The organism is Bifidobacterium sp. LH_558, assembly GCF_056356295.1.
In genome coordinates this window covers 117,509-132,263 of record NZ_JBKETZ010000002.1, presented here as the reverse complement: position 1 = coordinate 132,263, position 14,755 = coordinate 117,509, and the positions used below count along the sequence as shown (strand labels likewise).

At 58.2% G+C, this 14,755-nt stretch carries 13 protein-coding genes, 1 tRNA gene and 1 pseudogene; 11 read left to right on the top strand and 4 right to left on the bottom strand.

Annotated features, from left to right (window positions below; translation table 11 throughout):
• The first annotated feature begins 48 nt into the window (after window positions 1-48).
• The 6 genes and pseudogenes from AC1AV0_RS03415 to AC1AV0_RS03390 all read left to right on the top strand — a co-directional run bounded on the left by AC1AV0_RS03415 (window position 49) and on the right by AC1AV0_RS03390 (window position 6,601).
• A complete protein-coding gene (locus AC1AV0_RS03415; RefSeq protein WP_476571616.1) occupies window positions 49-921 on the top strand; it encodes a carbohydrate ABC transporter permease in 873 nt (290 codons plus the stop codon).
• Window positions 918-1,751, top strand: a complete 834-nt coding sequence (locus AC1AV0_RS03410; protein ID WP_476571125.1) for a carbohydrate ABC transporter permease — start codon at window positions 918-920, stop codon at window positions 1,749-1,751. Before AC1AV0_RS03415 ends, AC1AV0_RS03410 begins: the two co-directional genes overlap by 4 nt.
• Window positions 1,752-1,827: 76 nt before the next feature.
• Window positions 1,828-2,988 (top strand): annotated as a pseudogene (locus tag AC1AV0_RS03405) (beta-galactosidase); the annotation flags it as partial.
• Window positions 2,989-4,200: 1,212 nt separating this feature from the next.
• Window positions 4,201-5,046 carry a helix-turn-helix domain-containing protein gene (locus AC1AV0_RS03400; protein ID WP_476571123.1) on the top strand — a complete coding sequence of 282 codons (846 nt, stop codon included), beginning with the start codon at window positions 4,201-4,203 and terminating at the stop codon, window positions 5,044-5,046.
• Window positions 5,043-5,897, top strand: coding sequence for an AraC family transcriptional regulator (locus tag AC1AV0_RS03395; RefSeq protein WP_476571121.1), 855 nt, complete (start codon window positions 5,043-5,045; stop codon window positions 5,895-5,897). The genes AC1AV0_RS03400 and AC1AV0_RS03395 overlap by 4 nt, the downstream gene beginning before the upstream one ends.
• On the top strand, window positions 5,894-6,601 hold the full coding sequence (locus tag AC1AV0_RS03390) for an HAD family hydrolase (protein WP_476571119.1): 708 nt from the start codon (window positions 5,894-5,896) through the stop codon (window positions 6,599-6,601). The genes AC1AV0_RS03395 and AC1AV0_RS03390 overlap by 4 nt, the downstream gene beginning before the upstream one ends.
• Window positions 6,602-6,732: 131 nt before the next feature.
• Here AC1AV0_RS03390 and AC1AV0_RS03385 read toward each other — a convergent pair whose 3' ends face one another.
• Window positions 6,733-8,970: an RNA degradosome polyphosphate kinase gene (locus AC1AV0_RS03385; RefSeq protein ID WP_476571117.1), complete on the bottom strand. Its 2,238-nt coding sequence runs from the start codon at window positions 8,968-8,970 to the stop codon at window positions 6,733-6,735.
• A gap of 594 nt (window positions 8,971-9,564) precedes the next feature.
• On the bottom strand, window positions 9,565-10,578 hold the full coding sequence (locus AC1AV0_RS03380; protein ID WP_476571115.1) for a ribose-phosphate diphosphokinase: 1,014 nt from the start codon (window positions 10,576-10,578) through the stop codon (window positions 9,565-9,567).
• A gap of 271 nt (window positions 10,579-10,849) precedes the next feature.
• Here AC1AV0_RS03380 and rpsF point away from each other — a divergent pair, with 271 nt between their 5' ends.
• From rpsF to AC1AV0_RS03355, 5 genes are all read left to right on the top strand, one after another.
• The gene (gene rpsF / locus AC1AV0_RS03375) at window positions 10,850-11,143 is read left to right on the top strand and encodes a 30S ribosomal protein S6 (protein WP_072724607.1); all 294 of its coding nucleotides are present in this window, start codon (window positions 10,850-10,852) and stop codon (window positions 11,141-11,143) included.
• A 55-nt stretch (window positions 11,144-11,198) separates the two neighbouring features.
• Window positions 11,199-11,819 (top strand): single-stranded DNA-binding protein, encoded by a 621-nt coding sequence (locus AC1AV0_RS03370; RefSeq protein ID WP_476571113.1) that lies wholly within the window; start codon window positions 11,199-11,201, stop codon window positions 11,817-11,819.
• Between the two features lie 53 nt (window positions 11,820-11,872).
• Window positions 11,873-12,121, top strand: coding sequence for a 30S ribosomal protein S18 (gene rpsR, locus AC1AV0_RS03365; RefSeq protein WP_476571111.1), 249 nt, complete (start codon window positions 11,873-11,875; stop codon window positions 12,119-12,121).
• Between the two features lie 18 nt (window positions 12,122-12,139).
• Window positions 12,140-12,586, top strand: coding sequence for a 50S ribosomal protein L9 (gene rplI / locus AC1AV0_RS03360; protein WP_476571109.1), 447 nt, complete (start codon window positions 12,140-12,142; stop codon window positions 12,584-12,586).
• Between the two features lie 399 nt (window positions 12,587-12,985).
• Window positions 12,986-13,062, top strand: a tRNA-Lys gene (locus AC1AV0_RS03355).
• Window positions 13,063-13,114: 52 nt separating this feature from the next.
• Here the strand turns inward: AC1AV0_RS03355 and AC1AV0_RS03350 are convergent.
• The gene (locus tag AC1AV0_RS03350; protein WP_476571107.1) at window positions 13,115-13,534 is read right to left on the bottom strand and encodes a PIN domain-containing protein; all 420 of its coding nucleotides are present in this window, start codon (window positions 13,532-13,534) and stop codon (window positions 13,115-13,117) included.
• Window positions 13,531-13,776, bottom strand: a complete 246-nt coding sequence (locus AC1AV0_RS03345; RefSeq protein ID WP_476571105.1) for a DUF6364 family protein — start codon at window positions 13,774-13,776, stop codon at window positions 13,531-13,533. The genes AC1AV0_RS03350 and AC1AV0_RS03345 overlap by 4 nt, the downstream gene beginning before the upstream one ends.
• Between the last annotated feature and the right edge of the window lie 979 nt (window positions 13,777-14,755).

The window sequence follows — 14,755 nt, the reverse complement described above, 5'->3', positions numbered from 1 at the left end:
TCTTCCGACGAAGCCCGGCGCATCAAGGAACGCAAGCATCGCAACCTGATGGAGAACCTCGTCTCATTGAGATTCCTTCTTCCGTTGCTCGCGGTCTATATCGTCATTATTCTCATCCCCTTTGCGCAGAGCATCGTCTTCAGCTTTACGGACTATGGCGGATTCGACTTTTCCACCGCCCAGTTCGTTGGTTTGAAGAACTATGCGACTATTTTTTCCGATCCGACCTTGCTCGCTGGTCTTGGATTCACATTGCTGTACACTGTGGTGACCACCGTTGCCATTACTTTGCTCGCGCTGCCGTTGGCAGTGACATTGAACCGAAAGTTCTTCGGGCGTAACTTCGCCCGATCGCTGTTCTTTTTCTTCTCGGTGCCTTCGATGGCCGTGCTCGGACTTGTATGGCAGTATATTTTCTCTCCGCTTGACAATGGAGCGGTGAATATGATTCTCGGCAAGCTCGGTCTTGATTCCGTGCCCTGGTTGTCAGACCCGGCCCTTGCGCGTTTTTGTGTGATTCTCATCGCCGTGTGGGCGCAGGTTGGCTGGCATGCCACGTTGTATCTTGCGTATCTGCAAGCCATTCCCGCCGACTTGTACGAGCAAGCGGCTGTGGATGGTGCCAACCGGAGACAGCAGTTCCTGCACATCACATTACCTCAGATGGTGCCTGCCATGGGTGTTTCCATTTTTATGCTGCTGACCGGCGGTCTCAAGGTGTACGATTTGCCGTTCACACTGGCATCAGGCGGGCCGGGGAACGCCACCACCACCGTCACCCAGTCCATCATCGTCACTGGCGTGCAGTCTGGCCGCTATGGCGTTGGCTCCGCTCTCGGTGTGATTTTCTTCTTGTGCTGTCTGACCCTTGTCGCTCTGCAGCAGGTCATCACCAACCTCATCGAAAAGAGTCTGTCATGAGTTTGCATCAAAGGGAACGCATTCGTTCTATCATCCGTTCCGTCGTTGTTGTCGCGCTTGCGCTTGTCTGTGCCGTGCCACTGTATGTGGTGGTCATCAACACCTTCAAAACCAATGGAGAGATGATGGCAGACCCGTTCGGCATTCCGCAGGCCTTTACCTTCGATAACTATATTCAGGCTTTTTCCAATCTGCCGATTGTGACGGCTTTCGTCAACACTCTTATCGTCACCGTTGCGGGTGTGGGACTTATGGTGCTGATCGGCGCGCTCGCCGCCTATGGCATCGTACAGAAACGTAGCAAATTCACCGCTGCAATCGGGGCTTTTCTGATGCTGTCTTTCGTGCTGCCGGGGCAGACGCTGCTCATCCCCCAATACAAGATGGAGTCGGCGGCTCACCTCACCGACACTTTGCTTGGACTTATTATTCTCTATTTGGCGGGAGCGACGTTCTGCTATTTCCTTATCGTGCAATACATGATGGGGTTGCCGCAGGAGTTGTTCGAAGCGGCACGTATCGATGGAGCTGGTCCATTCCGTATTTTTTGGCAAATCGTTCTGCCGCTGATTCGTCCGATTCTGACCACTGTCGTCGTGTTTCAAACGATGTGGACGTGGAACGATTTTATGACGCCGAATATCTATATTGCATCGCCGGAGAAGCAGACCATCGTGTTGCAGGTGTTCACTGCCATGGGTCAATTTACCACGAACTGGCCTCTGTTCATGACCATCACCACCATAGCGTTGGTGCCGGTGCTTGTGTTCTTCCTCTTTTGCCAGAAATGGATTGTCGCTGGACTGGTGGCCGGATCTGTCAAGGGCTGACGGGGCAACGTTCAATCATCACTGCCGGCTTGTGCCGGGTATCTAATCATTCAACTATTCATAAGGAATCTTCATCATGACCAATTGTATTGATCTGACCGGCTTTCAGGCGACTAAGGCCAGACCCTTTCTCATCACAATGCCTGGGTGTGATACTTCGCCCGGCGGCGAGGCCATCGGATTCACTACGTACTACATGACCGTTGGAGAGAATCCTTTCTACGGCGTGTGCGGTGAATTCCACTATTCGCGTATGGATGCCTCCCGTTGGGATGAGGAACTGGCGAAGATGGCGATGGGCGGCGTCAATGTCGTATCCACCTACATCTTCTGGAACCATCATGAGGAACATGAGGGCGAATGGGATTTCACTGGCAATAAAGATCTTCGTCATTTCATTGAGCTGTGCTCCAAGCATGGACTGTACGTCATCGTGCGTATGGGACCTTTCGACCATGGCGAGGTGCGCAACGGCGGTCTGCCTGATTGGATGTATGGCAAACCGTATGAGGCGCGTTCGCTCGACCCGGAATTCCTCGACAAGGTGCATGATTTGTACCGTCACGAAGCTGCCCAATTCGAAGGCCTGTATTACAAAGACGGCGGCCCCATCATCGCCGCCCAGCTTGACAATGAATACATGCACTCGTCCGCACCGTGGGAGATGACCACAGGGATTTCCGATGAATGGGTTCCTGGCGGACATGACGGCATGGCGTATTTGGATAAGTTGCGTGAAATCGCCATGGAAGTCGGCATCAATGTACCGTTCTACACCTCCACCGGTTGGGGCGGGTCTCCTGTGCCTGAGGACGTGCTGCCCCTGTGGGGAGGGTACGCCTATCGCCCATGGCTGTTCTATGCGCATTCTGGTGAACATCCGCAAACCGATGAATACATCTATCGCGACTTCCATGATGATGATTGCCCTCGCAATGAGGAATTCGACCCGAACTACCCGCCTTCGGCCAAGCCGTATGCCTGCTGCGAGATGGGCGGCGGCATGTTCAGTTCGTACAATTACCGGTTCGTCCTGCCGATGAAGTCGGTGGATGCGATGGCGAATATCAAGCTCGCCTCCGGCTGCAATGTGCTTGGCTACTACATGTTCCAAGGCGGTACGAATCCGCTGGGCGACGGTGTGTATCTTAATGAGGGACAGACCCCAAAGCGTTCATATGATTTCCAGGCGGCGCTTGGCGAATTCGGACAGGTGCGGGAGTCCTATCGTAGACTGAAGACCTTGCACTATTTCACCCAGGCCTTCGCCCATCAGTTGACGCCGCTTGGTGTGGCCGTACCTGAGGGGCAGGAGTCCATTGATCCGTCAGATCCCGATACCCTGCGATGGTGCGTGCGTACCGATGGATATCGGGGATTCGTGTTCATCGACAACTTCCAAGATCATGGCACGATGACTCCGAAGAGTGGGGAGCGTATCGACTTGACGCTTTCCGACGGCTCCGTTGTCTCCATCGATGGGATTGGGCTTGATGATGGGGAGAATTGTGTTTTGCCGTTCAATCTTGATCTTGATGGCATTACTTTGGTTTCCGCCACGGTGCAGCCCGTTACCGTTGTTGACATGCCGGGAGCAAATCGCCGCACTTTCGTGTTCATGCGCCCTGACGGCATGGACAAGGCCGCAATGGTATTCGAAAACGGCACCGTTCTGACCTCTTCGAATGATGCTCCACTCGAGGACGGCACGACATATGTGGTGACGAGGAATTACGATTGCTTCACCGCTGTCAAAGATGATTGCGCCGTGGATATCCTTGTCGTGGATCGTGACACGTCAAACAACATGTTTGTCGTGAATGGTGAGGCTCTGGTCTTCGCCGGCGGCGATGATGCGGCCTACGTGCCCGAACCTGGCATCATCGCAGTTGAATCGGCAGGGGCGTTCTCACCGGTTCGCATCCTTCCGGAAGGATACGCATTGCCGCAGCTTGAAAATGATGCTATCGCACTGACTGACGCTGCCGTCGAACGACTGTCGGACACACGCTACGTCATTACCGTGCCACCGAGCGTTCTTGAGATGATGGAAAGTGACGGCCTCAAGGATGTGAGAATGCAGGTGCGATACCGTGGTGACATCGGCTGGTTGTGGTCCGGATCGACGCTGTTGAGCGATAATTTTGCAAATGGCGATGTCTGGGAGATTGGTTTGCGCGATCATATCAAGATCATGCGAGACAATGGCAACAGGTTGGTGCTGACCATCACGCCTCTCAAGGAGGGAGCGAAGGTAAATGTCGAGTCGGCGATGGCAGCCCGTACGGAAAGCGCCGATGCATTGGTGGCATCCTTGGAGTCTGTCGAGCTGGTGCCGGTAGCTGAACGTCGATATATGGTGGTCTGAAGATTGCCGCGACGCCAGTTTCGGTGACGACGGATCGTTGATTCGTCGTCACCGACATAGGGAACGTTGATAGGAGGTGTCATGGAGCGGGCAAAGCATCGTTTCTGGTCGGGAACGTTTGACTACTACACGCACACACCCACTCGCAGTGCGAAAGAAGTCCTGTTGTATCCACTGGAAACGGGAATGTATCGGATGGCCACCGGTCATGAGACCGAACGGCGGTCCTATCCCAGTTTTGAGATCATGCATTTAAGCAATGGTTCCATGGACGTGATAGGTGGCAAAACCCATGCTATCGCCCAGAGCGGCGACTTTGTGTTGATTGACTGCTATGCCTATCATCGGTACGAAGTGTTGACGGACGCTGATGTGCTGTGGTTGCATTTTGATGGTCTGCCGGCACGATATTATTATGACGGCATTGTCAAGCACCTTGGCATGGTATTTTCCGTTGATGATGAGAACAGTGTGCTAGAGCCCCTGCGGGCTATTTACGATATGTTCAGTTCTGGCGAATACATCAACGAGCCTATAGCTGCCAAATATCTGACCGACATGCTCACCGCTTTGCTACTTGACGCGCTGGAATCCAGCTCTTCAAACAGCGATATGCGCAAAGTGATGGCCTACATTAATGCGCATCTTGCTGAACCGCTTGAAGTCGGGCGTCTCGCCAGTATGACCGGTATGAGGGAGCGAAGCTTCATGCGTGCGTTCAAACGTGAGAGCGGGTATACGCCGCATGCCTATGTTGTGGCCACCCGTATGGATCGAGCCAAGCAAATGCTGGCTAATTCCAAAGCGGGTCTGCAAGAGATTTGTGCCGCATGCGGCTATTCTCAGCCCACTGTGTTTTGCGGCGCATTCAAAAGTTATGTCGGCATGTCTCCGATGGAATACCGGCAAAGAATGGTCGTCGAATGAAGCCTGCCGAACGCCACGTCGACCTTGAGCGGTCGGATTTCATCATCCACATGCCTTCGGCCATCGCCCGCCGTACTTTTCTGTACTTGCAGCGTTCAGGCGAATTCGTTTACGAACCAGGCTATCATCTTGAGCGCACCACCTTCGATAGCTTCCTAATCATGTACGTGCGTGAAGGGACGTTGGATTTGCATCTGCCGACTGGCGCATGGCATGTCAGAGCCGGACAATTCGCGATGGTTGATTGTTATGATCGACATGCCTATAGCGCCGATGGAGATACCGACGTGCTGTGGATACATTTTGATGGTGTGAACGCCCGGGCCTACTATGAACTTATCATCGGTAAGCTTGGCAACACTTTCTCCTTGCGTAATCCTTCCCATGTGGTTAGCCGTATGGAGCAGATCAATCAGATGTCCCACGATGCCAAAGGCTTTTCCGAAGTGCGGATGGCGAAATACATCACCGACGTGCTCACTGAGTTTGCTGCTGAGCAGGAGCCTGGTGCTCCCGCGCGGCAATCGCAAGCCGTAGAAGACGCCATTGCATATATCTCTGCGCATTTGGGTGACCCTCTCACGGTAGAGGAACTTGCGGCGCGTGCGTATGTGAGCGAATACCATTTCATCCGTGTGTTCAAGAAGGTTACAGGCATCACGCCGCACGCCTATATCGTGGACGCGCGTATCCATGCAGCCAAGTATCTGCTTGTCAACGGTGATGAGCCTCTCAAGCGCATATGCGAACAGTGCGGCTTCTCGTCGACTTCGGTGTTCTGTGCTGCTTTCCGTCGCAAAGTGGGTGTTCCTCCTCTTGAATACCGTGTAAGGAACCGAGGCGTGGCATGACAAGTCATGCGGCATGCAGAAATTTGCCTTCCGCGGTGTTGTGGGATTTGGATGGAACCCTTATTGACTCCGACAAGCTATGGCTGGAAGCTGAGCGCGATCTCTACCGGAACATAACAGGCGATGAACTGCCGGTTGAATCGGAGCGTGCGCTGGAAGGCGCAAGTTTGCCAGCATGCGCTCGTATTCTACGCACATCGGGTGTGGATATGCCCCCTGATGTCATCATTGATCATCTCGTTGACGATGTTGAGCGTGGTCTCACTGCTGGCCAAGATGACATTCCGTGGGCGCAAGGAGCGGTCTCGCTGCTGGAATCATTACGAGCAATCGGGGTCCCCTCCGTTCTTGTCACTGGAACACCGATGCGCATCGTGCAGCATGTGCTTGATTATGCGCCAGACGGTGCTTTTATTGGCTCCATTACCGCGGACAGCCCCCTCCCGGCCAAGCCTGCACCTGATCGATATTGTGAAGCTGCGCGAATGACTGGAGCCAATATTCGGGAATGTCTGGTGTTTGAGGATTCCAGTGTTGGTATACAAGCTGGATTGTCAGCCGGCGCGCGGGTCGTGGCAGTCACTGCGATGTCTCGTTCTCCGGTGCCGCCTTCTCCACACTATCGCTGTATCGCCGATTTTCGAGGTCTTGACGCGAAATCACTTTCCTCATTTATGCGTGGGCAACGGTTTAACGAACAATGACTCTGGATGCTGTTGAATCACGACACGCGGTGCCGTCATGGATTGTGTCGAGAAAGGTGATGCTTTTCCGCGCAGGATGACGAAAAGACGCCCCTCTACTCGGGATGACGAGAGAGGGGCGTTCAACTGGGTTAGTTGTTGGTGCGCGGGCGGCGCTGGTGACGCTTGATCAGGTATTCCTGGCTGTCGACCAGCGGGCGGCCCTCGGCGTCCTTGGCATGGCGCAGATAGGTGCCGTCCGGCTGCATATGCCAGCTGACGGTGGAGTCGGCCATCTGCAGGTCGATGTAGCGGATCAGCTCGTCGATCTGCTCGGCGTCGGTCACGCGCACCAGCGCCTCGACGCGGCGGTCGAGGTTGCGGTGCATCAGATCGGCCGAACCGATCCACACCTCCGGGCCGGAGGCGGGACCTTCGCCGATCTGCGGGCCGTCGGCGTTGCAGAAGGCGTAGATGCGGCTGTGTTCGAGCAGTCGGCCGAGGATCGAACGCACGCGGATGTTCTCGCTCAGTCCCGGAACGCCGGGCTTAAGCGAGCAGATGCCGCGCTCGACGATGTCGATCTTCACGCCGGCCTGGCTGGCGCGGTACAGCGCGTCAATGGTCTTCTCGTCCACAATCGAGTTGGCCTTGATCTTGATCCACGCCTCCTTGCCGGCGCGGGCGGCATCCTCCTCGCGGCGGATGCGCTGGATCAGGCCGGTGCGCACGGTGCGCGGCGCGACCAGCAGACGGTGGAAGCTCGACTTGGGCGCGTATCCGCTCAGCTGGTTGAACAGGCGGGTCATATCCTGTCCGACCACCGGATCGCAGGTGAGCAGACCCAGATCGGTGTAGATGCGGGCGGTCTTCGGGTTGTAGTTGCCGGTGCCCACGTGGCAGTAGCGCTTGAGGCCGTCGGCCTCCTGGCGGATCACCTCGATGAGCTTGCAGTGGGTTTTCAGACCCACGATGCCGTACACCACGTGCACGCCCGCGCGTTCGAGCTTGCGGGCCCACGCGATGTTGGCGTCCTCGTCGAAGCGAGCCTTGATCTCGACCAGCGCCAGCACCTGCTTGCCGGCGTGCGCGGCGTCCACCAGCGCGTCGATGATCGGCGAGTTCGAGCTGGTGCGGTACAGCGTCTGCTTGATGGCCAGCACCTTCGGATCGGCCGCCGCCTGCGCGAGGAAGGCCTGCACGGAGGTGGAGAACGAGTCGTAGGGGTGGTGCAGCAGGATGTCATGCTCGCGGATGGCGGCGAAGATGTCCTGCGCGCGGCTCGACTCGACCTCGGCGATCTGCCGGTTGGTGGTCGGGATGAACGGGCGGTACTTCAGGTCCGGGCGGTCGATGCCGCCGAGCTCGAACAGCACGGTCGCGTCGAGCGGGGCGGGCAGACGGTACACCTCGTCGGCGCTGACGCCGAGCTGGTCGGCGAGCAGCTGGGAGAGGAAGGGGCTGGTTTCGTCGGAGATCTCCAAGCGGATCGGCGGTCCGAAGCGACGGCGCAGCAGCTCCTTCTCCATCGCGTTGAGCAGGTTCTCGGCATCATCCTCTTCCACGTCGATGTCTTCGTTACGGGTCACGCGGAAGGAACGGGCCTCCTTGATGATCATGCCCGGGAACAGCGATTCCAGATGGGCGATGATGAGGTTCTCCATCGTGATGAAGCCGTAACGCTCGTCACGCGCCTCCTCGTCGGTCATATCGTCGACCGGCACGAGGCGGTTGAGGTTGCCGGGGATCTTCACGCGGGCGAAATGCGACTTGCCCGAGGCTGGGTTCTCCACGATCACGGCGAGGTTGATCGAACCGCCGGAGATGTAGGGGAAGGGGTGGGCCGGGTCGACGGCCAGCGGGGTGAGCACGGGGAACACCTGCTGGCGGTAGTAGCGCGACAGGCGCTCCTGCTCGGCGGTGGTGAGCTTGTCCCAACCCAGCAGCACGATGCGCTCGTCGGCCAGCGCGGGCAGGATCGTGTCGATCACGTAATGCGCGTGCTCATCCTGCAGATGATGCGCCTGCTCGCTGATCGAACGCAGCTGCTGGCGGGGGCTCAGGCCCGCGGACGAGGGGACGGCGATGCCGGAGTCGATGCGGCGCTTGAGGCCGGCCACGCGGACCATGAAGAACTCGTCGAGGTTGTTGGCGAAGATCGCGGCGAAGCTGGCGCGCTCCAGCAGCGGCAGATCCTCGTCCTGGGCGAGTTCGAGCACGCGCTTGTTGAACTTGAGCCAGCTCAGTTCGCGGTCGAAGAAACGGTCGGCGGGCAGCGGCGCCTCGCCTTCCCTTTCGATGCGTCTGTCGTTTTTGTCGGTTTCCGCGATATGCTCAGCAATCTGGCTGCGCAAAATCGCCTTCGAGGGTGCGTCAAATATCTGTGCCATACGCATATCCTATGCGTTGGCGTGGTCTGCTGCCTAGTAAAACGCGCCCATATGAGACGGAATTTAAGCATTTGTTCATGTGTTGCACAGGTGGTGTGCGCACGGTGTGCGACACGCCGCGCGATGTTCGCTGATGGTGCGAAACGAACATCGATCCCGTTCGATACGCACAGTAACGGCCGTTGGTGAGGCTCCCGGGAACAGATGCGAACAGTTGGGATAAAAACCGCACATCACAGGAGTGCGGCTTGCGCATGGGCCGGTGGGTGAATAGATTATGAGATACAAGAACAGAACAGAGCAGAGCCCACAAAAAGTGTATGGTCAAAAAGACTGTTACGTTGGACGGGCATTGGAAAGACTTACCGTTGCAACGATGATGTTGTGCAGAGATTCTGCTCCAGTTGTTCTTGTAGAGAAAGCCCCGCTCCGGCGGGGCTTTCTCGTATGTGGGCCATGTGGGCCAGCTATGTGGACCAGCCATGCAGGCCTCGGTTATGCAGACCAGCGTCGCTGTGCCCGCTGCTCTCCATATGGAAACGCCCCGCCTGAGCCAAGCAGAGGACTCGTCAAGCGGGGCGTGCGTTGGTTTGATTAAGCGTAGATGTTGCGCGGGCGCATATCCTCGGGCAGACCCTCGAGCAGAATCGCCACCGAGCCTTCCTCGAACACGGAACGGATGCCGGCCGCCAGCAGCGGTGCCACCGACAGCACGGTCATATTGGGCAGACGCTTCTCTTCGGAAATCGGCACGGTGTCCATGAACACGATCTCCTTCGCGCCGCACTGCGACAGGCGCTTGATCGCCGGACCGGACAGCAGACCGTGGGTGGCCACCAGCGTCACCGACTTCGCGCCGGAATCCTTCAGCGTGCGCACCGCCTCGCAGATGGTGCCGGCGGTGTCGATCATATCGTCGACCACCACGCAGTCGCGTCCGTCCACCTCGCCGATGATGCCATGCGCTTCGGCATGGTTCGGGCGGGTGATGTCGCGCTGCTTGTGGATGAACGCCAGCGGCAGATTGCCGAGCTTGCGGGCCCACTGCTCGCTCACCTTGATGCGGCCGGCATCGGGGGAGACGACCGTGGTGTTCTCCAGCGGCAGGGCGCCGCGCACATAGTCGATGAGCACGGGCGTGGCGGTCAGATGGTCCACCGGACCGTCGAAGAAACCCTGCTCCTGCGTGGCGTGCAGATCCACCGTCATAATGCGGTCGGCGCCGGCGGCCTTGAACAGGTCGAAAATCAGACGAGCGGTGATGGGCTCGCGGCCCTGATGCTTCTTGTCCTGGCGCGAGTAGCCCAGGAAGGGCGCGACCACGGTGATCGAGCGGGCGGAGGCGCGCTTGAGCGAATCGATCATGATGAGCTGTTCCATGATCCACTTGTTGAGGTCGCCCGCATGGCACTGCAGCACGAACACGTCCGCGCCGCGCACCGGCTCGGAGAAACGCACGTACATCTCGCCGTTCGCGAAGTCGTAGGCCGTGGTCTCAAGGATGTCGATGCCCAGATACGAGGCGACCTCATCCGCAAGTTCCGGGTATGCCCGTCCCGTGACCAAAGCGAGTCGCTTATCCGGCGTGCCTTCAAGAATGGTCGACATGTCCTATCCCTCTACATGGTTGGATCGATGGTTGGGCTGTTTTGCGCCGTAGTCCAGTGTACAAGCACCCCCGGCTTGGGCCGCGCCGTGCGTCATCATCCGCTCTCTATCCGACGCTCCCAAAGAGGGCGACCATCGTCGCGGGGGTGACATATAGTTGGCAAGTTGCCCATAGGGAGCGGTGCGTCTCGTGCCGTGATATATGGAGCGACATGCAAACACACTCCTGCCGCGGAACGTCCGTGGCCGATTAGTCCGAAGGAGGTGGGTGATGTCTGCACACAAGTACGAACTGATGTTCATTGCCGATCCTGAACTGGATGAGCGCGGTCTGAAGAAGCTGACCGAGCAGTATATGGAAATCGTCACCAACGAAGGCGGTTCCGTCGACGAACCCGATTACTGGGGACGCCGCAAGCTCGCCTACGAGATCGCCGGCAAGACCGAAGGCAACTATGTCGTGGTGACCTACACCGCCGAGCCCGCCACCAGCGATGAGCTCGACCGTGTGCTCAACCTCAACGAATCCGTGATCCGTACGAAGATCCTTCGTAAGGACGCCTGAGACCAAGCGTTAAGCAGCTGCAACCAGCTGGTGTAAAGACAAGAAGGTAACCGTTATGGCAGGCGAAACCACCATCACCATCGTGGGCAATCTCACGTCGGACCCCGAGCTGCGCACTATCGGCTCCGGGGCGACCGTGGCGAGCTTTACCATCGCTTCGACGCCGCGCACGTTCAATCGTCAGACGAACTCGTGGGATGACGGACAGGCGCTGTTCATGCGCTGCTCCGCCTGGCGAGATCTGGCCGATCACTGCGCGCAGAGCCTGACCAAGGGCATGCGCGTGATCGCGACCGGTCGTCTGCAGCAGCGTTCCTATCAGGCGAACGACGGTTCCAGCCGCACCGTGGTGGAGATGCAGATCGATGAGATCGGCCCCTCCCTGCGGTACGCCACCGCGCAGGTGACCCGCCAGTCGTCCGGTCAGGGCGGCTTCCAGGGACGCGGCGCTCAGGGTGGCCAGGGCTTCGGCGGCAACGCCGGCTCCGGCTTCTCCGGTGGCAACGGCGGCTACCAGGGCGGTGCCGGATATTCCGGCGGCGCCTCCGCCATGCCCTCCAACCCCGCCGCCGCACCCGCGGCTGATCCGTGGGGTGAGGCCGGTGGCGCAGGCGGCTTCTCCACATTCGGCGGTTCCGCCGACTTCGGTGGAGCGGGCGACGAGCCCGAGTTCTAAGCCGTACCAGCTTACGCAGCGAATTTAAATACATAGTTTGTAAGGAGAACATCATGTCACGCAAGAGGCCGCAACCGCCGGTCAAGCCGTTCAAGAAGAAGCCGAACCCGCTGAAGGCGGCGAAGATCACCGAGATCGATTACAAGGACGTCGCGCTGCTGCGCAAGTTCATCTCCGATCGCGGCAAGATCCGTTCCCGTCGTATCACCGGTGTGTCCGTGCAGGAACAGCGCAAGATCTCGAAGGCGATCAAGAACGCCCGCGAGATGGCTCTGCTGCCGTACGCCACCTCGGGTCGCTGAGTTCAGGAGGATTAGAACATGGCTGATACCAAGGTTATTCTCACCAAGACCGTCTCCAACCTCGGTCATTCCGGCGACGTCGTCGAGGTCAAGCTCGGCTACGCCCGCAACTACCTGATCCCGCAGGGCCTCGCCTTCGCGTGGACCAAGGGTGCCGAGGCTCAGATCGCCGCCATGAAGCGCGCCCGCCTGGCCAAGGCCGTCGCCACCCGCGAGGATGCCGTCGCCGCCAAGGATGCCATCGAGGGCACCACCGTGACGATCGCCGCCAAGGTCTCCGAGTCCGGCAAGCTGTTCGGTGGCGTGTCCGCCGACGCGATCGCCAAGGCTCTGGCCGACAAGGCCGCCGTCGATCCGAAGGCCATCGAGGTCGAGACCATCAAGACCACCGGCGACTTCGCCGCCAAGGTGGCCCTGCACCCGGAGATCACCGCGTCCTTCACCGTGAAGGTCGTGGCCGAGTGACGTTGGGCCTTACGGCCTGACCCCATCAGACTGCACAAAGTCTGAGCTTAAGCATCGAAAGCCTCCCCAGGTCCGCCCGGGGAGGCTTTCGCATATTCCCCTACACATATCCCTACGACGTGGTTCCTCGTGCGGTTCCTCGTGCGGCGTTCCACATGGTGCGGCATTCCACATGGTGCGGCGTCTCCACGTTGCGGTGTCTCCATGTCGCGGTGGGTTGGAATTTCAACGTTTCCGAGGCATCGCACCATGAAAAGTGCCGAACCATGGGCATCGCCGCATCATGTATCGCACGATGGGATCACCGTGCAGGTATCGGTGGGATGGTGTCGCGACACGCCGACTTGCGCATTCCTCGAGCGTGAGTAAACTATTCACTCGGCTCAAGAAATGACCAACGCCCCTTTAGCTCAGTTGGTTAGAGCAGCTGACTCTTAATCAGCGTGTCCAGGGTTCGAGTCCCTGAGGGGGCACCACGAGAAACCTCGGTCGATATTCGACCGAGGTTCTTTTGTTTTTTCCGATGCTTCACGAATCCTTCGGGCTGAGTCTGGCTATGAGTTCGGCGGCGGTCGTCGCGGGAACAAGAGATCCGGCGAAGTCCTTGACGTTGCCGGTGACGATGAGGTCCGCCTGCTCGCGGATGGCGATGGCGGCCACAAACGAGTCCTCGATGTCCCGGAACCCGAGGGAGAGCCCTCTGAGGATGGCCGATTCATCCAGAGGTGCGACGCGCGCGATGCCCAGGCACAGTGACAGCGCCTGCGCGGCGGTGGATCGGTCCCTGTTCTTTTCCACGAGGTAGGCGATGGTGGCGGCCGCGTGGGCAGGCATCAGCAGTTCGAAATCCTCCCTTTCGCTCAACGCGAGCACCCTCGCCGCGGCGTCGCGGTTGGGACGGTCGAGGATCACATCGAGAAAAACGTTGGTGTCGATGACGAGCTTCATGCGTACTTGGCCTCCAGGTGCCTGCGGTAGTCTCCTTCATCGGCTCCGGCGGCGATGCCGATCAGCCTTCTGACGTTCGAGGGGAGATCCCGTTCGTCGTCGCCTGCAGCGACGGTGGGGAGCGCCGTGAGGTAGTCCTCCACGATTGCGGAGAGGCTGCGCCCCGTCTCCTTCGCATAACGTTTGCCGTTTTCGATGGAGTCTCTGTCCACGCTCAGAGTCAGTTTTTGGTTGTTCGTCACTGCGCACCTCCTTGTTGTACGTATACAGTCTCGATTGTATACGTATGGCAGAGGTTGGTCAACGGAATCTTTCGTCCGTCACATTTGAGCGTCCCGGAACTCAACAGACTCAATGCCTAACGGGCTATTCCGGACACACATTTTGGCCTATAACCCCTATAACCCTGTAGTCCGATATGGGGTGATGATGAGTTTGGTGTGTCGGATTTGCCGGATAGGGCCGATTTCGCACACCGAACTCTCGAATCAATCGTTTTACATGAGGCCGGCTCGGCGGCCCGACACACCAAACTCGCCATGGCCAGTTGAGGGCGTTCCGCTCGGGGTCTCGAAGGGCTGAGGTTCTCGCGATCGTTAAGATGTCAGAGGATGCCGGCGTGGATGGGGCGGCATGCGTTGATGGTTCATCCACGGTTTGTCCGCGATTCGTCGGCGTTCAGGGATGTGCCACCGTGGATGAATGGTCATTATCTGTCAATCCGTCCACGGTGAGGGGGCTGTCAGCGTGGATGGCTCGTCACATACTGCCGGTTCATCCACGCTGAGCACGCCAAGCGTGGATGAACGGCTAGTAGCTGTCAATTCGTCCACGCTGACGGTGCCATCACCGTGGATGGATGGTCACTGTCTGTCATTCCATCCACGCTGAGCGCTCCAAGCGTGGATGAACCGTTAGTAGCTGCCGACCCGTCCACGCTGACGAGGCCGTCACCGTGGATGAATGGTTAGTGTCTATCATTCCATCCACGCTGAGGTATGTGCCACCGTGGGCGGATGGTTAGTGTCTGGCAATCCGTCCACGGTGACGAAGTCATTGCCGTGGGTGAATCGTCAATTACTATCAATCCGTCCACGCTAAGGTGCGTTGCGCAACCGGATCCGGTATCTTGCAAACATTGCCGTAATGATTCCTTTTGAATGAAAGATCCTCTGAAGCGGACCGACGGCTGGTGAGGATGCCTCGTATGGCGCGGCAGGT